This window comes from Nitrospirillum goiasense (assembly GCF_034427435.1).
Lineage (GTDB): Bacteria > Pseudomonadota > Alphaproteobacteria > Azospirillales > Azospirillaceae > Nitrospirillum.
Map to the genome: position 1 here is coordinate 950884 of NZ_JAXQNP010000004.1, position 22236 is coordinate 973119.

Sequence of the window (22236 nt, forward strand, 5' to 3'; positions counted from 1 at the left end):
TTTCCAAAGGGGTCGGGATAGGGGTGGATGTTCAGTCGGCATGGGCCACCGTGGCCTTCCACGACAGATAGGACAGGATGGTCCATAGCCGCCCCGCGTGATCATGCCGACCGGACAGATGCTGCTGCCAGAGGGCCGAGGCCACCGGGCCCTGGATCAGCCCGTCGCCGGCGGCGCCGTCGATCAGCCCCGCCGCCCAGTCGCGCAAGGGGCCGCGCAGCCACGTGCCCAGGGGGGCGCCGAAGCCGGTCTTGGGGGCGGCCACGACGCCTGAGGGGGGGCCCGGCGGGATACGGTCCGCCAGCAGGCGGCGCAGCATCCACTTGCCCCGCCCCCCGCGTAGACGCTGGTTCAGCGGCAGGCGCAGGCCCCATTCCACCACCCGCGGGTCCAGCAAGGGGGCCCGCGCCTCCAGCCCCGCGGCCATGCTGGCGCGGTCCACCTTGACCAGCACGCCGTCGGGCAGGTAGCGGGCCAGGTCGCGCAGCTGCAGGCGGAGGGCGGGGTCGCCGCCGTTGGGCAGGGATATGGCGGGCAGGGATATGGCGGGCAAGGCCAAGGCAGGGCCGGACGGCGCCCGGCCGCCGCGCAGGAGGACATCGGCCTTCATGCCCAGCATGGCGATATAGGCCGCTTCCTCATCCGCCGCCGCCACAGCGGCCAGGAACTTGCCCACCTTGTCGGCCGGCTGGCGCAAGTGCGGCCTCAGCAGGTGGGCGGCGGCGTCGATCCAGGCGTCGGGCACGGCCGCGTCCAAGCGCGCCAGCCCCTGGCGCAGCCAGCGCGGCCGCTGGCGCCAGCGGGCGACGGCCCCCGCCCACAAATGCCGGGAATAGCCGCCAAAAGCCTCGTCCCCCCATCCCCCGACAGCGCCACCGTCACCTGCTGGCGCGCCAGGCGGCACAGCAGGGCGGTGGGAATGGCGGAGATGTCGGCGAACGGCTCGTCATACATGCCGGCCAGGTTGGGCACCAGGTCCACCGCGTCGGCGGCGGTCACACGCAGGGTGGTGTGATCGGTGCCCAGGGCCCGGGCCGTGGCCGCGGCGGCGGCGGACTCGTCGAAGGCCGCCTCCTCGAACCCGATGGTGAAGCTGCGGATGGGGGTGGCGCTCTGTTCCTGCATCAGGGCCGCCACCAGGGCGCTGTCGATGCCGCCGGACAGGAAAACGCCCAAGGGCACGTCCGACACCATGCGCCGGCGCACGGCATCGGCCAGCAGGTCGCCGGTCAGGCGCAAGGCCTCGGAATCCGGCAGCGCCAGCGGTTCGGCCAGGGCTTGGCGGCCAGCCTCCGCCACGGACCAATGGGCCCGCGTCTCGGACGCGCCGTCCGCCGACAGGATCAGGCAGGTGCCGGGGGGCAGTTGCCGGATGCCGGTGAAGGCGGTTCGCGGCGCGGGAATGAAACCGTGGCGGAAATAATCGGCCAGCGCCGCCTCGTCCGGCACGGCGCGATAGCCCAGCTCGGCGCGGATGGCCTTGAGTTCGGACGCGAACAACAGCACGCCGTTGGCCAGCGACCAATACAGCGGCTTTTCCCCCAGGCGGTCGCGCACCAGCATCAGCCGGCGCTCCGCCGCCAGCCAGATGGCGAGGCCGAACATGCCGTTGCAGGCGGCCAACGCCCGATCAGCCCCCCAGCGGGCGATCGCCTCCACCAGCACCTCGGTATCGGAATGGCTGCGGAAAACCACGCCCTCGGCCAGCAATTGCCGGCGCAAATCCTGGTAATTGTAGATTTCGCCGTTGAAGGCGATGGTCACGCGCCCATCGGCGGACGTCATGGGCTGGTGGCCCAACGGGGACAGGTCGATGATGGCCAGGCGGCGGTTGGCCAGGGCCACGCCGGCGGCGTCATCCTGCCAAACGCCCCGGTCATCGGGCCCGCGATGGGCCAGGCGGTCGATCATCACCCCGGCCTGGCGCGCCAGCCGGGCGCCGTCCGCGCCGCCGAATACCCAAAGCCCCGCAATGCCGCACATGGTTCCGCCCTGTGATTCCGGATCCCCTGACCGGGGGAGGTTCAGGAATACAGGGCCTTACCGGTGGCCCGCCAGCGAATTGCATCGGCGGTGGGCGTGCAGGTCGACATCAAGGTGACGAGGGCCGGGCCTTCGTCAGGTTTCCTAAAATACATGTATATAGTGTTATATTTAACATAATACATGTTGACTAAGTCATTATAGCGAAAACATACTGACGCAGATCGTATTTAAGCGAGGGTGCCATGGCCGCCAGTTCCGCCCCGACGCCGACTGAGGATGGGTCCGTTTTCGTGCCGGACGATGTGCCGCCGGCGTTGGCGGAACTGTTGCGCGACATAGGGCCGCCCCGCTTTCGCGACGTGCCGTTGGATGCCTTGCGCACCGGCTATGTCGAAAGCCGCCGCCCGCTGGCTCCGGAGCCGCCGACCCTGGCCTCGGTCATGGACCAGATCATCGGTGGGCCGGCCGGCCCCTTGCGGGTGCGGGTGTATCGCGCCAGTTTCGGCTGGCGTCCGGTGCCGGCGCTGCTGTTCCTGCACGGCGGCGGCTGGACCATCGGCAATCTGGAAAGCCACGACATCCTGTGCCGCCAGTTGGCCGCCGCCTCCGGCCATACCGTGGTGGCGGTGGATTATCGCCTGGCCCCGGAACACCCCTATCCCGCGGCGCTGGACGACGCCTGGGCCGCCCTGACCTGGTTGGCCGCCAGTGCCGAGCGGTTGGCCATAGACCCGCTGGCCATCGGCGTGGCCGGCGACAGCGCGGGCGGCAACCTGGCGGCGGTGCTGGCCCTGAAGGCCCGGGACGAGGGCGGGCCGCACCTGAAGACCCAGGTGCTGATCTACCCCTGCACCGATCTCACCGCCGACCGCCCGTCGCACCACCGCCGCGCCACCGGCTATCTCATGAGCCGGGAGCAGTACCTGTGGTACGTGGACAATTACACGGCCGGCGCCGACCGCCGCGACTGGCGCCTGTCCCCGCTGCTGGCCGACAGCCTGGCGGACCTGCCCCCGGCCGTCATCCTCACCGCCGGCCTGGACGTGCTGCAGGATGAGGGGCGGGAGTATGCCGCCCGCTTGGCCGGCAGCGGCGTGCCGGTGCTGCACACCGTCTATCCCGACATGGTGCACGGCTTCATTACCCTGGGCGGCCGGCTGCCCCAGGCGCAAAAGGCGGTAAGCGACATCGCCAAGGGATTGGCATCCTTCGACATTTACAATTTCATCGACGGCGCCGGCATCTGATACGCTGCCCCCGGCAAAAGGGGGCACGACGGATCATGGCAACCAAGGGAACGCCGGCGGTGCGCGCGGTGGAGGCGGCGGGCGTCGCCTATCGTCTATTGGAATACGACTACGACCCCAACGCCGCCGCCATCGGCTTGGCGGCGGCTGAGGCGTTGGGCCTGGACCCCGCGCTGGTCTACAAGACGCTGGTCTGCCAGTTGGAGGGCGGCCCGGCCCCGGGCTTGGCCTGCGCCATCATTCCGGCGGCGGCCCGGCTGGACCTGAAGGCCCTGGCCGCAGTCGCCAAGGTCAAGAAATCCGACCTGGCGCCCCAGGCGGTGGCGGAGCGCAGCAGCGGCTACGTCGTGGGCGGCATCAGCCCCCTGGGCCAGCGCCGCAAGTTGCCCACCTTCCTGGACCGGTCGGCGGAAGCGTTGGCGGAAATCATCGTGAACGGCGGCCGGCGCGGCCTGCAACTGGCGCTGGCCCCGGCCGACCTGATCAAGGCAGCCGACGCCCAGTGGGCCGATATCACCGTGCGGTGAGACGGGCTGCAGGAAGTAGGCGGCCATAGTCATTCGGGGCCGCTAGTAAACCCACCCGCATGAACTTTTCATGCCCCGTTGCCAAAGGCGGCGACCGGATTGAACATGAGGCCATCCTGACGGTGCGGGTATACGCCGTCGGAGGGAGAGCCCATGCGCGAAACCAGCCGCCTCGCCCCGGTACTGCGTGCGGTCGGGATGATTTGCATCGTGTTTCTGGCCGCCCTGTTCACTACCGGGCGCGCCCAGGCCGCTGACGCCGCGCCTGGCACGGACACGCCCCTGGTCATCGTCTATCCCCGCTATAGCGACGATGGGGAGGATACGCGCAGCCTCTATCCCCTGGGGCTGCTGCGCCTGGCCCTGGACAAGATGGGCGTGCGCTATGAGCTACGGCCCAGCGAAAGGGTGATGGGCCATTCCCGCGCCATCGCGGCGCTGCGCGCCGGCGCGGAGGTCAACATCGTCTGGACGGGCACCACGGCGGAGATGGAGCGGGAGTTGAACCCGATCCGCATGCCGTTGACCCGGGGCCTGCTGGGCCATCGGCTGTTCATCATCCGCAAGGCGGACCAGGACCGGTTCTCCGCCGTCCGCACGCTGGAGGATTTGCGCCGGCTGACCGCCGTCCAGGGGATGGGCTGGCCGGACGTGGACATCATGCGCGCCGCCGGCCTGCCGGTGGAGGCGCTGCGGTATGATCTGCTGTATTCGGTTTTGCAGCACGGTCGCGTGGATTACCTGCCGCGCAGCGCTTTTGAAATCTATGGGGAGCTGGCGTCACGCCAGGCGGCCTTCCCCGACCTGACGGTGGAGAAATCCCTGGTGCTGGTCTATCCCTTCGACATGTATTTCTTCACCCGCAAGGAAGACAGCGCCCTGGCACGGATTGTGGAGCGGGGGTTGCTGCAGGCCTATCAGGATGGTTCCTTCCTGAAGTACTTCAACAACGCCCCCTTTATCCGCCAGTTGATGGCGAACGCGGACTTGGAAGGGCGGCGGCGCATCGTCATTCCCAACCCCTTGCAGTCGCCGGAAACGGCGGCCCTGCCCAGTAACTATTGGCTGGGGGGCCAGCCGCCCTGACACCAGGTCTTTGGCGCCTCACGGCCGGACAAAGGACGCCAACGCCCCGGCGAGACGGTCCATCGCATCCGGGTCCGGCGGCAGGCCCAGGCGCAGCCAGCCCTCGCGGCCGGGATGCTCGGGGAACGGCCGGGTCCACACACCGCACTGGGCCAGGTGCCGCCACAGGTGCCGGGCATCTCCGGCGTCCAGCAGGCGATAGAGGGCGGTGCCGCCCACGATCGGCACGCCCGCCCCGCGCACCACGGCGTCCAAGGCATCGGCCGCCCCGGCCAGCCGGCGCCGGGCCCCCGCCTGCCATTCCAGATCGGCCAGCGCCGCAGTGCCCACAGCCAAGGCGGGGCCGCTGACAGCCCAGGAGCCCAGGCCCGCGCGCACGGCATCCAGCAGCGGCGCCGGCGCCAGGATGAAACCCAGGCGCAGGCCGCCCAGGCCGAAGAACTTGCCAAAGGACCGCAGGATGATGAGGCCCGGCCGGCCGGCATGGCCGCACAGGCTGCGGCCGGGATCGAGATCGGCGTAGGCCTCGTCCACCACCAGCCAGCCCCCGCGCGCGGCGAGGTCGGCCGCCCGGTCGAGCAAATCCGTCGGGCTCCAGGTCCGGCCGTCGGGATTGTTGGGGTTGCACACCACCAGGACGTCGGTGGTGCCCGGCGCACCGTCTGGCGTCGCCACCCCCTGTACCCGGTGGCCGCCAGCGGCCCAGGCGCGGGCATGGTCGCCATAGGTGGGGCCGACGATGGCGACCTCGCCCGGGGGACGCAGCCGCGGCAGGGTCTGGATCAGCAGTTCCGAACCGGGCGCCGCGACCAGGCTGTCCGGCCCTGGCGCGCCATAGGCACCGGCCGCCGCCGCCAGCAGGGCATCCAGGGCGCCCCGCGTGGGCAGGGCGGTCCAGGCGGCGGGGGCCAGGGCCGGCAGCGGATAGGGCCAGGGGTTGATGCCGGTGCTGAGGTCGATCCAGGGTGCCGGCGCCTCCGGGAACAGGCGGGCGGCCTGGGTCAGGTCGCCGCCATGCCGGATGCCCTCACGCCGGATGCCCTCACGCCCCTGCGGCGCGGCAGCGTCGTTCATGCTAAACCCCTGGTCCATGATGCTCTTTCCCGCCCTGTATCCCGCCCTGCCCTGGATGACCCTGGCCGCCCTGGCGCTGGAGGCCCTGTGTGGCTATCCCGATGCGCTGTACGCCCGCATCCGCCACCCGGTGGTGTGGCTGGGCGCCCTCATCGGCCGGCTGGACCGCGCCTGGAACCGGACCGGCCAGCCGGCGATGGCGCGCAAGATGGCCGGCGTGGTGGCGGAGTTGGTGCTGGTGGCCGTGGCGCTGGCCGTCGGCATCGCGATGCAGGCGCTGCTGTCCCGGTTGGGCGGATTTTGGGGCACCCTGGTCACCGGCCTGGCCGCCAGCAGCCTGCTGGCGCAGCGCAGCCTGCACCGCTTCGTCGCCGCCGTGCCGAACGCCCTGCGCCAACGCGGGCTGGAGGGTGGCCGGGAGGCGGTGTCCCATATCGTCGGCCGCAACCCCGCCAGCCTGGACGAAGCCGGGGTGGCCCGCGCCGCCATTGAAAGCCTGGCGGAGAACTTCTCTGACGGGGTGGTGGCGCCGGTCTTCTGGCTGGCGGTGGGCGGGCTGCCGGGGCTGCTGGCCTACAAGGCCATCAACACCGCCGACAGCATGGTGGGCCACCGCACCCCCCGGCATGAGGCCTATGGTTGGGCGGCCGCCCGGCTGGACGACCTGGTGAACCTGCCGGCCTCGCGCCTGACCGCCCTGCTGCTGATCCTGGCGGCCTGGACGCGGGGCGGCGCCGGAGCCAGGGCGGCCCTGGCCGCCGTGCGGCGGGACGCCGGGCGGCACCGCAGCCCCAACGCCGGCTGGCCGGAAGCGGCCATGGCCGGCGCCCTGGGCCTGAGGCTGGCGGGACCGCGCACCTATGGCGACGTGCGGGTGGAGGATCACTGGATGGGCGACGGCCGGGCCGAGGCCACGGCCACCGACATCGACGCCGGGCTCAGCCTCTACCGCCGCAGCCTGGCCCTGCTGTGGGGCCTGGCGCTGGTGGTGGCGCTCTAACCCCCTCATCGCTGGAACAGCACCTCGGACAGCGGGTGCCGGTGTTCCCAGTGCGCGCGCTCCAGTTCCGGCACATCGTCGGGCTCGGCGGGATAGCCGATGCAGAGATAGCCCACCAGCCGCCATCCCCCCGGCACCTCCAGCAGGCCGTTCATCACCTCCGGCCGCAGGATGGAGACCCAGCCCAGGCCCACACCCTCCGCCCGCGCCGCCAGCCACAGGGTCTGTATGGCCGCGACGGCGGAGTAGGCCAGGGTCTCCGGCATGGTGCGGCGCCCCAGGCCCGCGCCCTGTCCCGGATCGGGATCGACGAAGACCGCCAGGTGGCAGGGCGCCTCGCGCAGGCCGGCCAGCTTGAGGCTGGCGTACAGGTGGGCGCGATCCTGCGACTGGGCGGCCAGCGCCTCGGCGTTGCAGCGCTCGAACTCCGTCCGGATGGCGTCGCGGCGGGCGGGATCATCCACCCGGACGAAGCGCCAAGGCTGGCTGAGCCCCACGGACGGGGCCAGGCAGGCCAGGTCCAGCAGGCGTTCCAGCAGACCATCGGGCAAGGGATCGGTGCGGAAGCGCCGCACGTCGCGCCGCCAGACCAGCAGATCGCGGAAATGGGACCGGAAATCGGAATCGAAGTCCGGGCAAGGCTTGTCGGGTGCGTTCATCGGCTGATGGCCCATAGCGCGTCGAGATCCAGGTGGCGTTCGGCGGCCTCGGCCAGTTCGTCCAACGCCGCCTCCACCGTACCATCATAACTGTCCAGGCCGGGGGCCGCGTTCCATCGCCGCAGCCAAGCGGCCCGCTGGTCGTCATGCCCGAACAGGCCGTGGACATAGGTGCCGGCGATGCGCCCATTCAGGCTGACCGCCCCCTCCGCCACCCGGTCACCGCCGTCGGTATCCAGATGCAGCAGCGGCCGGGCCCGGTCCGGGCCCTGGGTCACGCCCAGGTGCATTTCATAGCCGGTCAGCGCCGCGCCGGTGGCGGCGTCGCGGCCCGTCACGGCGCGCAGGGTCTTGGCCGGCGCCAGCACTGTTTCCACATCCAGGTAGCCCAGGCCCGGGGCGGCGCCCGGCGGTCCCTCGATACCATCGGGGTCGGCCACGGAACGGCCCAGCATCTGATAGCCGCCGCACAGGCCCAGGACCCAGCCGCCGCGCCGCGCATGGCCGGCCAAGTCGATATCCCAGCCCTGGGCGCGGAAAAAGGCCAGGTCGGCCAGCGTGGCCTTGGAGCCGGGCAGGATGACCCCGTGGGCATCGCCCGGCAGGGGGCGGCCGGGCGGCACCATCTCCACCGTCACGCCCGGTTCCAGCCGCAGGGGGTCGAGGTCGTCGAAATTGGCGATGCGCGACAGCATGGGCACGGCGATGCGCAACGCCCCGCCGGATAGCCGCCGGGCCCAGTGCGCCAGGTCCATGCCGTCCTCGGCCGGGAGGCGGGCCGCCGCCGGCTGATGCGGCAGGACGCCGAAGCAGGGCCAGTGGGTGCGCGCCTCGATCTCCGTCACGCCCTTGTCGAACAGGCGCACGTCCCCCCGGAACTTGTTGATGAGGAAGCCCCGGATCTGGGCGCGGTCGTCGGTATCCAGGACGCGATGGGTGCCCACCAGGCTGGCGATGACGCCGCCGCGATCGATGTCGCCGGCCAGCACCACCGGCACGCCGGCGGCGCGGGCGAAGCCCATGTTGGCGATGTCGCCCGCGCGCAGGTTGGTTTCGGCGGGGCTGCCCGCCCCTTCCACCACCACCAGGTCGCACTGGCCGCGCAGGCGGTGGAAGCTTTCCAGCACGGCTGGCAGCAATTCCCCCTTGCGGCGCTGATAGCTGGCGGCGCCGGCGGTGCCCACCACCCGGCCCCGCAGCACCAGTTGCGCGCCAACGTCCGTCTGGGGCTTCAGCAGCACCGGGTTCATGTCGACCGACGGCGGCACGCCGCAGGCGCGGGCCTGAAGCGCCTGCGCCCGCCCGATCTCCCCCCATCCGGGGTGACGGCGGCGTTGTTGGACATGTTCTGCGGCTTGAAGGGCCGCACGCGCAAGCCGCGCCGGGTGTACGCCCGGGCCAGCGCCGCGACCAGCAGCGACTTGCCGACGTCCGAGCCGGTTCCCTGGATCATCAGCGCGCGGGCGCCCGGTGCTGCGTCCGCCATCAGAAGTCGATCCCGCGCTGCGCCTTGATGCCGGCCTGGAAGGGGTGCTTCACCGCCTGGAACTCCGTCACCAGGTCGGCGGCCTCGATGATTTCCGGCTTGGCGTTGCGGCCGGTGAGCAGGACGTGGGTGTCGGGCAGGCGGGTGTCCAGCCCGGCCAGGACCTCGGCCACGTCCAGGTAGCCATAGCGCAGGACGATGTTGATCTCGTCCAGCACCACCAGATGATATTGGGGATCGGCCAGCATGCGCCGGCCCAGGTCCCAGGCGCGGGACGCGGCGGCGATGTCGCGCGCCTTGTCCTGGGTGTCCCAGGTGAAGCCCTCCCCCATCACATGGTGGTCGATCAGGTCGGCGAAGCGCGCCAGCGCCGCCTGCTCCCCCGTCGCCCAATTGCCCTTCACGAACTGGATGAAGCCAACGCGCAAGCCGTACCCGGCGGTGCGCAGCATCATGCCCAGCGCCGCCGTGGTCTTGCCCTTGCCGGGGCCGGTATGGACCATCAGCAGGCCCTTTTCCTGCGTCGCCTGGGCCACGCGGGCGTCCTGCACCGCCTTGCGCTTGCGCATCTTCTCGCGATGGCGGGCGGCATCCTCGTCGGATGGGGGCTGTTCGGGCGTCTCGGTCATGCTGTCCTCCGTCTCCCGAGCTTATTTCACTTTCAGTGGCAGTCCCGCCACCGTGAGAAAGACCTGCGACGCCAGGACAGCCAAGCGCTGATGCAGGCGGCCGGCATGGTCGCGGAAGGCCCGGGCCAAGGCGTTGTCGGGCACGATGCCCAGGCCCACCTCATTGCCCACCAACACGACGGGCCCCGCGCAGGCGGCCAAGGCGTCCTCCAGCGCCACGAACGCCGCCGGCACGTCGCGCTCGGCCAGCATGACATTGGTCAGCCACAGGGTCAGGCAATCCACCAGCAGCGGGCCTTGGCCATGGCGCGCCAGGGCACCGGCCAGATCCAGCGGCGCCTCCACCGTGGTCCAGCCGGGCACGCGGTCGGCCTGATGCTGGCGGATGCGGTCCCGCATCTCATCATCCCAGGCCTGGGCGGTGGCGACATAGGTCCAGGGACCGGGCAAGCGTGTCACCAACCCTTCGGCGAAGCGGCTTTTGCCGGAGCGGGCGCCCCCCAGCACCAGGGTCACACCCGGCATGGCCTCGTACTCCACGGTCCCACCTCTTTCCCACCGACCGTCACCCATGATGGTCATGAAGGGCAAAAGAGCGCGAACGGGCGCGTCTGTCGAGTGTTCAAGGAAGACCGGGGCGTTGGCCCGGAGTCGCGGCTCGCGAAACGCCCAGCGCGGACGTTCCCCTCCCCCGGACCGCGATATGGGTCCGTGAAGGCGCCGACCACGGCAACCTTACGGCGATCCACCGCCACCCAGCATGGCGGCGAATTGCGACATTTTATCATAAATATGTAAGCAGCCCGCTTAGGCCTTGAACTTGGGCGCTAAGGTGGTACCTGTTAGGCCATACTGCCTATTACCTATGAAATAGGTCTAACCTGACCATGTCCCGCCCACCCGCTTTCCGCCTTGCCCGCCCGCTGGCGATTGGCCTCGCCCTGTGGGCCATCGCCCTGGTGGCGATCGAGGCGCAGGTAATAAGCGGACGCTTCGTTTCGGAATTCCATATCTATGCCGAGGCCACCTGGGCCTGGTGGCGCGGGGCGGAAATTTACGAGGACGGCATCAACGGCTTCCTCTATCTGCCGTCCAGCGCCGTCCTGTTCACGCCCTGGGCCTACCTGCCGCCGCTGCTCGGGGACGCGCTGTGGCGGCTGAGCCTGCTGGCCGCCTGTTGGTGGGGCGTCGCGCGGCTTTGTCGCCTACTGGCGCCGGTGGATTGGCAGCGGGTGTTCGGTGTCGCGCTGCTGGCGGCGCTGCCTATCGGGGTGGTCGACCTGCGCGGCGCCCAGACGGAATTCCTGATGCTGGGCCTGATGCTGGGCGGGCTGGCCGATATCGCCGAAGGCCGCTGGCGCCGCGCCGCTTTCCTGCTGGTGCTGGCGGGTGCCTTCAAGCCCCAGGCCTTGGCGCTGGTTCTGCTGGCCTTCGCCCTGTGGCCGGCGCTGCGCCTTCATCTGGCGCTATGGCTGGCGGCGGCGCTGGTTCTGCCGCTGGCGCATTGGAACCCCGGGTACGCCCTGGGCGAATATGGCCAACTGGTGCGCAAGACCATGAGCAGCGCCAACCCCGGCGGCGGCGTCTGGCATGATTTCGCCAACGGCCTGGCCACCCTGGGCCTGCCGCTGGACCTGGCCGTGCAGACCGCCATCCGCGCCCTGGCCGGCGGGGCCGTCCTGGTGCTGGCGCGTGGCACGGTCAGCCGCCTGCCCGCGCCGCGCGCCGGTGCCACGGTGGCGGCCCTGATCGTGACCTATCTGCTGTTGTTCAATCCCCGCACCGTGCTGGGCCATTTCGGCGACATGGCGCTGGTCGCGGGGGCATTCGCGGGCTGGGAGTTCCATGCGCGGCGCAACCGCGCGCTGGGCTGGGTGCTGGTACTGTTGTGCTTCGCCCTGACCACGCATGTCTGGACGCGGGGGCTGCACCAGGCCACCACCACCTGGTTCAAGCCGCTGCTGGCGTGCGGATTTGGTTTGTATGTGGTGCTGCGCTGGGTGCCGTCGCTGACCGATCCGACGCGCCCCGACAGCGATACGGCCGGGGAGGGCCTGGCAACCCAAAGCTGACCAATTTTACGCCCCCTTTTGGAAACTTGCAGTGACGCGCGCCACAGCGAGCGTGGGAGGGCGGCAATTTGTAACGGCATGCCTAAATTCGAGCCGCTGCGTATCGAAGTAGGTTCCCAACATCCTTTAAGCGCGTTAATTATTCCGGGCTGTGCCGGGCGGGGGGGCGACCCCGGCCCTTGGGCGTGGCGTTGCACTTTTTCGCATCGCGTTGCCGGAGCCCCCTCCCCATGTGGATTGTCGCCTACGCCCTCAGGCGCCCCTACAGTTTCGCCGTGCTGGCCGGCCTGATCACGCTGCTGGGCGTGCTGAGCCTGTTCAAGATGCCCACGGACATCTTCCCGGAGGTGGAAATCCCCACGGTCACCGTGGTGTGGAGCTATTCGGGCCTGGACGCGCAGGAGATGACGGGCAAGATCACCGCCTTTGGTGAACTGGCCATCATCAACACCGCCGACAACGTGGCGGAGGTGGAATCCGAAACGTCCAACGGCGTGGGCATCATCCGCACCACCTTCCAGCCGGGCGTGAACATCGACCTGGCCATTTCCCAGATCTCGGCCATCAGCCAGACAATCCTGAAGCGCATGCCCACCGGCACGCAGCCGCCGCTGATCGTGCAGTACAGCCGTTCTTCTGTGCCCATCCTGCAGCTGGCGCTGTCGTCCGACACCATGTCCGAGGCGCAGCTGTACGACTATGGCCGCATCACCATCCGCTCTCAGATCAGCGACATCCCCGGCCTGCGCCTGCCCCTGCCCTACGGCGGCAACGCGCGCCAGATCATGGTCGACATCAACCCGGACAAGCTGCGCAGCTATGGCCTGACGCCCAACGACGTCAACAAGGCCATCTCCGCCCAGAACCTGAACCTGCCCTCCGGCACCGCCAAGATCGGGGACACCGAGTACCAGGTGGGCCTGAACAGCTCGCCCATCGCCGTCGACACCTTCAACGACATCCCCCTGCGCGACGTGAACGGCCGCACCGTGTTCATGCGGGACGTGGCCAACGTGCGCGACGGCGCCGCCGTGCAGACCAACGTGGTGCACGCCGACGGCCAGCCCGCCGTGCTGCTGACCATCATGAAGCTGGGCGGCGCCAGCACCCTGGCCGTGGTGGACGAGGTCATGCGCCGCCTGCCGGACATCCGCAAGGCGGCCCCGGCGGGCATGCGCATCGAACCCCTGTTCGACCAGACCACCTTCATCAAGCACGCCATGGAGGGCATCCAGCACGAGGGCCTGATCGTGGGCGCGCTGGTGGCCATCCTGATCCTGCTGTTCCTGGGTGGCTGGCGCAGCACGGCCATCGTGCTGACTTCCATCCCGCTGTCCATCCTGACGGCGGTGACCGTGCTGTCGATGGCGGGCCACACCCTGAACGTCATGACCCTGGGCGGCCTGGCGCTGGCCATCGGCATCCTGGTCGACGACGGCACTGTGGCCATCGAAAACATCCATCGCCACATCAGCATGGGTAAACCCCTGCGCCAGGCCATCCTGGAGGGCTCGGACGAGGTGGCCTTCCCGGCGCTGGTGTCCACGCTGTGCATCTGCATCGTGTTCGTGCCCATCTTCTTCCTGCACGGCATCGCCAAGTACCTGTTCTCGCCGCTGGCCCTGGCCGTCATCTCCTCCATGCTGATGAGCTACGTGCTGTCGCGGACCCTGGTGCCCGCCATGGCCGCCTGGATGCTGCCGGCGGAACTGCGCGGCCACGGGCATGGCGAGGAGGACCATCAGGGCCACGTCGCCCCCGCCACGGGCCTCGCGGGCGCCTGGTCCCGCTTCCACGCCGGGTTCGAGCGCGGCTTCGAACGTCTGCGCCAGCGCTATCTGCGGGTGCTGGGCGGCGGCCTGTCCCGGCCCTGGGCGGTGACGGGTTTCGCCATCATCCTGCTGGTCTGCGCCGCAGCCACCGTCCCCTTCGTCGGCATGAACTTCTTCCCCGAGGTCGACGCCGGGCAGTTCCGCCTGCATGTCCGCACCCCGGCCGGCACCCGGCTGGAGGAGGCGTCGCGCCAGTTCGGCGCCATCGAGCGGGAGATCCGCAAGATCATCCCGCCGGAGGAGCTGGGCCTGATCATCGACAACATCGGCCTGCCCGACCCTGTGAACCTGGGCCTGACCGACAGCGTCACCGTCAGTTCCGCCGACGGCGAAATCCTGGGCGCCCTGACGGAGAAGCGGTCGCGCCCCACGCATGAGTATGTCGAGCAGATCCGCGCCATGGTGGCCAAGGATTTCCCGGGCGTGGAGATTTTCCAGAAGCCGGGTGACATCACCAGCCAGATCCTGAACGGCGCCGTCCCCACCCCCATCGACATCCGCATCATCGGCACGGCGCGCGGGCCCAACGCCCTGATCGCTGACGATTTGCGCCAGCGCCTGAAGAACATTCCCGGCCTGGTGGACGTGACCCTGCGCCAGGTGACATCCACCCCCGGCTATCGCATCGAAGTGGATCGCGCCCGCGCCGCCGAGCTGGGCCTGACCCAGAACGACGTGGCGCAGGAGGTGCTGGTGTCACTGGCGTCCTCGGGCGTGGTCAACCCCAGCTATTGGATGGACGTCAACTCGCTGGTGATCTACCCGGTGGTGGTGCAGTCGCCCCAGCGCCTGATCAGCTCACCGGAAGACCTGCTGAACACCCCCATCCACTCCACCCGCCTATCCACCCCGGTTCTGCTGCGCAACGTGGCCAAGCTGGTGCCGACCAAGGTGGCGGCGGACATCAGCCGCACCTCCTTCTCGCCGCGCTATGACGTCATCGCCAACGTCTCGGGCCGGGACCTGGGGTCGGTCGGCCGCGACATCACGGCCGCCATCGACGCCGTGCGTCCCCAGTTGAAGCCCGGCAACCGCATCGAGATGGGCGGCCAGATCAAGACCATGCAGCAGGCCTATGGCGACATCGCCACCGGCATGGCCCTGGCCGTGGTGTTCGTCTACATGCTGATGGTCGTGAACTTCCAATCCTGGCTGGACCCGCTGATCGTGCTGGGGGCCACCCCGGCCGCCATCCTGGGCGGCGCCGTGATGCTGCTGCTGACCGGCACCACCTTCAGCGAGCCCGCGCTGATGGGCATGATCATGGTCATCGGCGTCGCCACCGCCAACAGCGTGCTGATGGTGTCCTTCGCCAACCAGCGGCGTGAGCAGGGGCTGACGCCCCTGGACGCCATGGCGGAGGCCGGCGGCGCCCGCCTGCGCCCCGTCATGATGACGGCGCTGGCCATGGTGCTGGGCATGATCCCCATGGCCCTGGCGCTGAGCGAGGGCGGGGAGCAGAACGCCCCCCTGGCCCGCGCGGTGATGGGCGGCCTGCTGTTCTCCACACCCATGACGCTGCTGGCAGTCCCCGCCCTCTATGTCCTGCTGCACCGCCGGCGCCACGCCCTGGTCGCCGCCCACCCCGTTCCCGCCGGCTCGGCCGCCGAGTGATTTTAGGAGTTTGATGATGATGAGCGCCGCCCCTAAGACCACCGCCCGCCGCCGGACCTGGATGCTGGGCACCGCCGTCGTGGCCCTGGCCGCCATCGGCATGGTGTCGGCCCCGCACCTGGCCAGCGGCACCAAGGCGCCGCCGGAAACGCGGCCCCAGGCGCCGTTGCAGGTGAAGACCACCACGCCCAAGCCGGTGAAGTCGTCCGACGGCCTGCTGTTGCCGGCCCAGACCCAGGCCCTGACCGAGTACACCGTGTACGCCCGCGTCTCCGGCTATATCGGCAAGCGCCTGGTGGACATCGGCGACATGGTCAAGGCGGGCCAAACCCTGGCCGTGATCGAGGCCCCCGACCAGGACCAGCAATTGATGCAGGCCCGCGCGGCGCAACACCAGGCGGAGGCCAACCTGGCGCTGGCCAAGTCCAACTACGGCCGGTCCAAGTCCCTGCTCGGCGACGGCTGGGTGACGCGCGAGACCTATGACACCCGCGAGTCCGCCCTGAACGCCGCCCAGGCCGACCTGGAATCCGCCATCGCCAATGTGAAGCGGCTGGAACAGCTGACGGCCTACAAGACGGTGACCACGGCCATCGACGGCATCATCACCCAGCGCCTGGTGGAACAGGGCGATCTGGTGGTGGCCGACGCCAGCAGCGGCAAGGCGCTGTACCAGGTGTCGCGCCAGGATCACCTGCGCTTGGTCATCGACGTGCCCCAGGGCCAGGTGCCCGCCGTGGCGGTGGGCACCCCGGTGGACGCCAGCTTCGTGGAGTTTCCGGGCCGGACCTTCCCCGCCAAGGTGGTGCGCATCTCGCACGCGGTGGACAGCACCAGCGGCACCATGCGGGTCGAGGCCGACCTGCCCAACCCCGACCTGATCATCCCGGCGGGCATGCGCGGCAACGCCCGCTTCCCTCAGGCGGGCGCCCAGGTCCTGGCCCTGCCGGTGAACACCATCGTCACCCGGCCGGACGGCAAGCGCGTGGCCGTGGTCGACGGCGAAGGCAAGGTCCGCTTCCACGCCGTGACCCTGGGCCGCGAGTTCAACACCACGGTCGAGGTGGTGGGCGGTGTCAGCGACAAGGACCGCGTGGTGCTGAACCCCAACACCATGCTGAACGACGGCGACGCCGTGACGGTGGCGGAAGACGCCCCCAAGGACGCGGCCGCGAAGTAGGCCCCGCTTCCCGGCATCGGATAAGCAAACGGCCGCCCTGAAGGGCGGCCGTTTTTCTATGGCGCCATACCGTGCCAGCGCCAGGCATGACAGTGAAGCGGACTTTTACCAGGGCTCGCAGCCTTGGCACTCGATCGGGCTGGCGGCCGCCACCTTGCGTTCAGCCGTCACATGGCCGCTGGCATAGATGCCGATACCGGCGAGAACCAGGCAAGCCGCAGCGATCTTCTTGAAAGACATGACTTTTCCCCCATCATAGCGCCATCCGGAACCATCCCGGCGGCAGGCAAAAATCATGGAAAGCAAAGGCCGTGCCAGGCCGCCACGCCTCTACCATCAGGACAGTTTTCAGGTCCAGAAACGGCAAGGCATTGTTAATCCGTTAAGATTTGAGCTATTAGGGAAATGGCGACGCAGTCTAGGGCAATATTATTGTTGCCTATCGGCAATAACGTCTCTTGGCGCATAGGCAGAAATGACCCATCCTATCGTTCATTTCCGTGACTTGAGGGCCTGAGCCGTGGGCGCCACCGCGAGTTTAATTGGCAGCTTGTTCTTAAGCGTTATCGCGAGCGGTACTGCCCTGCCCGAGGCCACGGACCAGTCCAGCGGCAAGCCGGTTATTCAATTCCTCTACCCCGATGTAGGCCCCTTCCTACAAGGTGTTTCGGATGGCGAAGCCGTAAAAGGACCCATCGCCCACCGAGTAGAAGCTCTAGCCGCTGCGGCGGGATATGAAATTAGTTGGTTGGGGCCCATTCCGCGCAATCGCATCCTGGCAGATTTGCAGGATGGTCGTGTGGCCTGCACCCCCAACGTGATCAAGACTCCGGATCGGGAGGCGCGATTCAAATTCACCGCGCCCATCTTTCCTCAGATCGACTGGGTGGTCATCACCAAAAAAGACGCGAATTGGATTAAAGCCTATCCTACCGTCGAGGCGCTGCTGCGTGACAAAACCCGGGTTTACGGCAGCATGTTAGGGGCGTCCAAGGGGCCGGTTATCGATGCCATGACCGCTTCGGAAGCGACCCATGTGCGCCCCATTCGGGGCACACCATCCGACTTGGTGAAGATGATAACGTCCGGTCATATCGACTACACCATCGTTTCCGGTTCCGAGGACGCCAGAACAGCCGCCGTGGCGGCCGGCATAGACCCATCCGAAATTGTCTCTATTCACTTCCCCGAACTGTCCGCCGTTGGCGCGGGCCACATCATGTGCGCGCCGACGGTGAGCGATGAGGTGATCGCCGCATTCGACAAGGCCCTGGCAACGATGCCCTGAGCGGTCCTTGGACCAAGACGGGTGGACGGCGGCGGCGGGGCGGCCCATAAAGGCGGGACCTCTTGCCTTGTCTGGTATTTCCCGCCGCGATGACGCCCGATACCCCCCCTACCGCTGACGCCGAAGCCCATACCTGGGACCCCGACCTGCTGCTGGCCATCGCCACGACGGAAGAAGGCTGCGCCACGCTGGCCCAATTGGGGCTGGTGCGGCCGCGCCAGGCGGCGGCCATGGGCCTGCTGCCCCTGCCGCTGGTGCTGCCCGACAAAGAGCAAGTGTGGGTGGAGGCCGGCCGGCAGGAAGAGCTGCTGGCCGTCATTCAGCGCCGCGCGGCGGAGGCCGTGGCCCGGCCCGCCCTGCTGACCGCCGCCCGCCCGCCGCTGCGCGAGGCGGGGTTTGAGATCACCCCGGCCATCGTGCCCGACCGCGTGCGCATCACCCAGCGGCTGGAGGTGCGGCTGCCCAGCTTCCCGCACCCCTATCGCCTGAACGTGGACCGCACCTTTTCCGTCGGTGAGCTGTCGGACCTGGATGGCGCGGCCCTGGTCGATTTGGTCAGCACCGACGGCAAGCTGAATGGGCGCCGGCGCGACGCTGAAGGCAGCCTGGCCCGTCGCTTGACGGAAATCGAGGCCGAGGTTTCGAGCGACGCCGACGCCCTGGCCGAAATTCGGGATCGGCTGTGGCGGGCCACCCACCACCTGACGGACGCGCCATCGGTTCTGCGCCGCTGGGAGCGGGAGGTGGCGGGCTGGGCACAGGACCGCATCCACGCCCGTGGCCGCAGCTTCGTCGACAGCCATTTCGACCTGAAGCGCTATGAGGACCTGTTCCCCTTGGCGCGCAGCATGCCGCGCCGCCTGGTGCTGGTGGTGGGCCCGACCAACTCCGGCAAGACCCACCGCGCCATGCAGGCCCTGAAGGATGCCCGCAGCGGCGCCTACCTCGCCCCCTTGCGCCTGCTGGCGCTGGAGATCATGGACCGCCTGAACAAGGAGGGCGTGGCCGCCAACCTGGTGACGGGCGAGGAGGAAATCCGCGTGCCCGGCGCCCGCATCACCGCCTCCACGGTCGAGATGCTGGATCCCGAAAGCCGCCTGGACGTGGCGGTCATCGACGAGGTCCAGATGCTGGCGGATGCGGAGCGCGGCTGGGCCTGGTCCGCCGCCCTGGTGGGCGTGCCGGCGGAGACTGTGTTCCTGCTGGGCTCCCCCGACATCCGCCCGGTGGTCGAGCGCATGGCCCAGTATTTGGGCGAGCCCCTGGAGGTGGTGGAGCTGGAGCGCAAGACGCCCCTGAAGCTGATCGACCGCCGGCTGGAATGGAGCGACGTGCAGGCCGGAGACGCGCTGATCGCCTTTTCCCGGCGCGAGGTTCATTCCGTACGCGAAACAATCCGCGCCAAGGGCCTGAGCGCCGCTGTCATCTATGGCGCCCTGGCGCCCGAGGTGCGGCGGCGGGAGGCCGAGCGCTTCACCACCGGCGAGGCCGACGTGGTGGTGGCCACCGATGCCATCGGCATGGGCCTGAACCTGCCGGTGCGCCGCGTGCTGTTCACCAGCCTGGAGAAGTTCGACGGGCACGAGGTGCGGCCCCTGTCGGGGTCGGAGGTGCGGCAGATCGCCGGCCGCGCCGGACGCTATGGCAAGTTCGAGGTGGGGGAATACGGCGTGGTCGGGCGCGGCAGCCCCAACGCCCTGCGCCACATGTACAAGGCGGCGGATGAGAAGGTGCACGCCGCCCTGGCCCTGACCCTGCGGCCCACCCGCGCCATGATGGAACGCCTGGCCACCTACGTCGGCACCGACCGCCTGGTGCCGCTGGTGGATTGCTTCGCCGCCGCCGACACCAAGGGCTCGCCCTACGCCCTGGCCGACCTGGCGCCGGTGCGCAAGATGGCGGTGGCCCTGGATGCCCGCCGCCTGGACTTCGACCGCCGCCTGACCCTGCTGTTCATGCCGGCGGATCTGGACCGCGAGACCGACGCCGACCTGGTCTATGGCATCTGCCGCGCGCTGGAGCGGGAGCAGCCCCTGCTGCTGGACAACGTCGCCGGTAAGCGCATCGACAGCCTGGATGACCTGGGGTTGGAGGCGCAGTCACGCATCTGCGACCTCTATTACTGGGCGACGCGCAAGTTCCCCACCTACTTCCCCGACCGCGAGGCTGTCACCGAACGCCGCACCGCGGTGGCCGAGCGCCTGGCCCAGGTCCTGGCCATGCGCAGCCGCGCCCGCGCCGCCGGCGAGGGCCCCAACAAGCCCAAACCCGGCTTCCGCGGCGCGCCCCGCAAGCGCTATGGGCCCAAGCGGAAGTAACGATCAGGCGAAACTGAGGGCATGGGAGATTGCCGCCGCCGTGCTTTGCAGCGCCGGCAAGAACTCCTCCCGCAACTGCGCCTCGGTCACACGGGACGCATGGGTGCTGACATTCATGGCGGCGATGACAGCCCCGCCCCGGCCCCGGATGGGCACGGCGATGGAGCGCAGGCCCTCCTCCAGCTCCTGGTTCACCAGGGCCCAGCCCTGGGCGCCGGCCTGGCGCACGGCGGCCTTGACCGCGTCCGCCGCGATGCCCGGGGTGGCGGCCAGGATGGCGTCCAACTCGGCATCCGGCAGGGCCGACAGCAGCATCCGGCCCATGGACGTGCGGGCCGCCGGCAGGCGGGTGCCGATGCTGATCTCGATGGACATGATGCGCTTCATGGGCACGCGCACGACGTAGACGATGTCCGTGCCGTCCAGCACAGAGATGGAGCAGGATTCCTGCACCCGCCCCACCAGTTCCTGCATGAAGGGCTGGGCCACACCCGTCAGGGTCAGGGATGACAGATACGCCAGGCCCAGGTTCAGCACCTTGGGCCGCAGGCTGAACAGCTTGCCATCGAAGGCGACATAGCCCAGGGCGCACAGGGTGTGCAGCAGGCGCCGGGCGGTGGCGCGCGTCACCTCCGCCCGTTTCGCCACCTGGGTCAGGGTCATGGGCGTGTGGGTGGCGCCGAAGGCCTCGATAACCGACAGGCCGCGCGCCAGGGCGCGCACGAATTCGCCCCCCTCTTCCCCGTCTCCACATCCACGTCGGTCATCGGCCGCGCCTCCACCATGCAGGTGCATCGCCCACGGGCCGTTGACAGGCCGGGGCGCCAGGTTCATTGTAATGTTCATTATACGGACATTTGTACGCTAGACGAACAAAAAGATGCGGCCGCCGTAAAAAAAGCGGCCGATGACTTCCCCGGGGAGGGACGGCCAAAGACGACCCGCGCGATCGCCAACCAGGTGACCGCCATCAGGACGCCAGCCAGCCCCCTGCCCCCGCTATGACGGAGGAGTGCGTAGTCATGACTGAGGTCTTCATCTGCGATGCGATCCGCACCCCCATCGGGCGGTACGGCGGCGCCCTGTCGTCGGTGCGCGCCGACGATCTGGCGGCCGTGCCGCTGCGGGCGCTGATTGAGCGCAACGCCACGGTGGACTGGGACGCGGTGGGCGACGTCGTTTTCGGCTGCGCCAACCAGGCGGGTGAGGACAACCGCAACGTGGCCCGCATGGCCCTGCTACTGGCAGGCCTGCCCGTGGGCCTGGGCGGCACCACCGTCAATAGGCTGTGCGGGTCGGGCATGGACGCGGTGGCCATGGCCGCCCGCGTCGTGGCCCTGGGCGAGGCGGATTTGATGATCGCCGGCGGGGTGGAAAGCATGTCCCGCGCCCCCTTCGTCATGGGCAAGGCGGAGGACGCCTTTTCCCGCAAAGCGGAGATTTTCGACACCACCATCGGCTGGCGCTTCGTCAACAAGGCGATGAAGACGGCCTATGGCGTCGACAGCATGCCGGAGACGGGCGAGAACGTGGCCGAGGACTTCGGCATCAGCCGGGCCGACCAGGACGCCTTCGCCATCGCCAGCCAGCGGAAGGCCGCCGCCGCCCAGGCCCGTGGGCGGTTCGAGCGGGAGATCGTCCCCGTCACCATCCCCCAGCGCAAGGGCGACCCGAAGGTCGTCAGCGTGGATGAACACCCCCGCCCCGACACGACGCTGGAGGCGCTGGCCAAGCTGAAGGGCGTGGTGAAGCCTGACGGCACGGTGACCGCCGGCAACGCCTCTGGCGTGAACGACGGCGCCGCCGCCCTGCTGCTGGCGTCCGCCGAGGGCGTGCGCAAATACGGCCTGACGCCCCTGGCGCGCTTCGTGGGCGCGGCCACCGCCGGCGTGCCGCCGCGCGTCATGGGCATCGGCCCGGCCCCGGCGTCGCAAAAGCTGCTGGCCCGCCTGGGCCTGACCGTCAGCGACCTCGACGTGGTGGAGCTGAACGAGGCCTTCGCCAGCCAGGGGCTGGCCGTGCTGCGCCAACTGGGCATCGCCGACGACGACGCGCGGGTGAACCCCAACGGCGGCGCCATCGCCCTGGGCCATCCCCTGGGCATGTCCGGTGCCCGCCTGGTTGCCACCGCCGCCCATGAACTGGCCGGGTCGGATGCCAAGCGCGCCCTGTGCACCATGTGCATCGGCGTGGGCCAAGGCATCGCCAGCGTCATCGAACGGGTCTGATCACCCCCAG

At 69.3% G+C, this 22236-nt stretch carries 16 protein-coding genes and 2 pseudogenes; 10 read left to right on the plus strand and 8 right to left on the minus strand.

Features of this window, described 5'->3' with window-relative positions; translation table 11 throughout:
• Positions 1-31: 31 nt before the first annotated feature.
• Positions 32-1983: pseudogene (gene asnB, locus ULB03_RS25970) on the minus strand (asparagine synthase (glutamine-hydrolyzing)).
• Between the two features lie 245 nt (positions 1984-2228).
• On the opposite strand from asnB, the gene ULB03_RS25975 reads away from it, so the two are divergent.
• The 3 genes from ULB03_RS25975 to ULB03_RS25985 all read left to right on the plus strand — a co-directional run bounded on the left by ULB03_RS25975 (position 2229) and on the right by ULB03_RS25985 (position 4846).
• Positions 2229-3233: an alpha/beta hydrolase gene (locus ULB03_RS25975; RefSeq protein ID WP_322485975.1), complete on the plus strand. Its 1005-nt coding sequence runs from the start codon at positions 2229-2231 to the stop codon at positions 3231-3233.
• A gap of 35 nt (positions 3234-3268) precedes the next feature.
• Positions 3269-3760, plus strand: coding sequence for a Cys-tRNA(Pro) deacylase (ybaK, locus tag ULB03_RS25980; protein WP_322485976.1), 492 nt, complete (start codon positions 3269-3271; stop codon positions 3758-3760).
• A 153-nt stretch (positions 3761-3913) separates the two neighbouring features.
• On the plus strand, positions 3914-4846 hold the full coding sequence (locus tag ULB03_RS25985) for a substrate-binding periplasmic protein (RefSeq protein ID WP_322485977.1): 933 nt from the start codon (positions 3914-3916) through the stop codon (positions 4844-4846).
• A gap of 18 nt (positions 4847-4864) precedes the next feature.
• Here the strand turns inward: ULB03_RS25985 and cobD are convergent, their stop codons facing one another.
• Positions 4865-5920, minus strand: a complete 1056-nt coding sequence (cobD, locus tag ULB03_RS25990) for a threonine-phosphate decarboxylase CobD (protein WP_322485978.1) — start codon at positions 5918-5920, stop codon at positions 4865-4867.
• A 16-nt stretch (positions 5921-5936) separates the two neighbouring features.
• On the opposite strand from cobD, the gene cbiB reads away from it, so the two are divergent.
• A complete protein-coding gene (cbiB, locus tag ULB03_RS25995; protein ID WP_322485979.1) occupies positions 5937-6920 on the plus strand; it encodes an adenosylcobinamide-phosphate synthase CbiB in 984 nt (327 codons plus the stop codon).
• A 5-nt stretch (positions 6921-6925) separates the two neighbouring features.
• Here cbiB and bluB read toward each other — a convergent pair whose 3' ends face one another.
• The 4 genes and pseudogenes from bluB to cobU form a co-directional block, all read right to left on the minus strand.
• A complete protein-coding gene (gene bluB / locus ULB03_RS26000) occupies positions 6926-7579 on the minus strand; it encodes a 5,6-dimethylbenzimidazole synthase (RefSeq protein ID WP_322485980.1) in 654 nt (217 codons plus the stop codon).
• Positions 7576-9065: pseudogene (locus ULB03_RS26005) on the minus strand (cobyric acid synthase). Before ULB03_RS26005 ends, bluB begins: the two are co-directional and overlap by 4 nt.
• On the minus strand, positions 9065-9694 hold the full coding sequence (gene cobO / locus ULB03_RS26010) for a cob(I)yrinic acid a,c-diamide adenosyltransferase (protein ID WP_322485981.1): 630 nt from the start codon (positions 9692-9694) through the stop codon (positions 9065-9067). The pseudogene ULB03_RS26005 and the gene cobO overlap by 1 nt, the downstream one beginning before the upstream one ends.
• 21 nt (positions 9695-9715) lie before the next feature.
• Positions 9716-10219 carry a bifunctional adenosylcobinamide kinase/adenosylcobinamide-phosphate guanylyltransferase gene (gene cobU, locus ULB03_RS26015; RefSeq protein WP_322485982.1) on the minus strand — a complete coding sequence of 168 codons (504 nt, stop codon included), beginning with the start codon at positions 10217-10219 and terminating at the stop codon, positions 9716-9718.
• Between the two features lie 362 nt (positions 10220-10581).
• Here cobU and ULB03_RS26020 point away from each other — a divergent pair, with 362 nt between their 5' ends.
• The 3 genes from ULB03_RS26020 to ULB03_RS26030 all read left to right on the plus strand — a co-directional run bounded on the left by ULB03_RS26020 (position 10582) and on the right by ULB03_RS26030 (position 16392).
• The gene (locus tag ULB03_RS26020; RefSeq protein ID WP_322485983.1) at positions 10582-11766 is read left to right on the plus strand and encodes a glycosyltransferase 87 family protein; all 1185 of its coding nucleotides are present in this window, start codon (positions 10582-10584) and stop codon (positions 11764-11766) included.
• Positions 11767-11996: 230 nt separating this feature from the next.
• Positions 11997-15212 carry an efflux RND transporter permease subunit gene (locus tag ULB03_RS26025; protein WP_322485984.1) on the plus strand — a complete coding sequence of 1072 codons (3216 nt, stop codon included), beginning with the start codon at positions 11997-11999 and terminating at the stop codon, positions 15210-15212.
• A 19-nt stretch (positions 15213-15231) separates the two neighbouring features.
• The gene (locus ULB03_RS26030; protein ID WP_322485985.1) at positions 15232-16392 is read left to right on the plus strand and encodes an efflux RND transporter periplasmic adaptor subunit; all 1161 of its coding nucleotides are present in this window, start codon (positions 15232-15234) and stop codon (positions 16390-16392) included.
• Positions 16393-16497: 105 nt separating this feature from the next.
• Here ULB03_RS26030 and ULB03_RS26035 read toward each other — a convergent pair whose 3' ends face one another.
• Entirely contained in the window at positions 16498-16632 is a 135-nt protein-coding gene (locus ULB03_RS26035; protein ID WP_322485986.1) for a hypothetical protein, read from the minus strand.
• A gap of 280 nt (positions 16633-16912) precedes the next feature.
• Between ULB03_RS26035 and ULB03_RS26040 the strand changes: the two genes are divergently transcribed.
• Both ULB03_RS26040 and ULB03_RS26045 read left to right on the plus strand, forming a co-directional pair.
• Positions 16913-17680, plus strand: coding sequence for a substrate-binding periplasmic protein (locus ULB03_RS26040; RefSeq protein ID WP_322485987.1), 768 nt, complete (start codon positions 16913-16915; stop codon positions 17678-17680).
• Between the two features lie 89 nt (positions 17681-17769).
• Complete coding sequence (locus ULB03_RS26045; RefSeq protein WP_322485988.1) at positions 17770-19998, plus strand: helicase-related protein; 2229 nt, start codon at positions 17770-17772, stop codon at positions 19996-19998.
• A gap of 3 nt (positions 19999-20001) precedes the next feature.
• On the opposite strand, the gene ULB03_RS26050 is transcribed toward ULB03_RS26045, so the two are convergent.
• On the minus strand, positions 20002-20721 hold the full coding sequence (locus ULB03_RS26050; protein ID WP_322485989.1) for an IclR family transcriptional regulator domain-containing protein: 720 nt from the start codon (positions 20719-20721) through the stop codon (positions 20002-20004).
• Between the two features lie 299 nt (positions 20722-21020).
• On the opposite strand from ULB03_RS26050, the gene pcaF reads away from it, so the two are divergent.
• The gene (pcaF, locus tag ULB03_RS26055) at positions 21021-22226 is read left to right on the plus strand and encodes a 3-oxoadipyl-CoA thiolase (protein WP_322485990.1); all 1206 of its coding nucleotides are present in this window, start codon (positions 21021-21023) and stop codon (positions 22224-22226) included.
• Positions 22227-22236 lie beyond the last annotated feature (10 nt).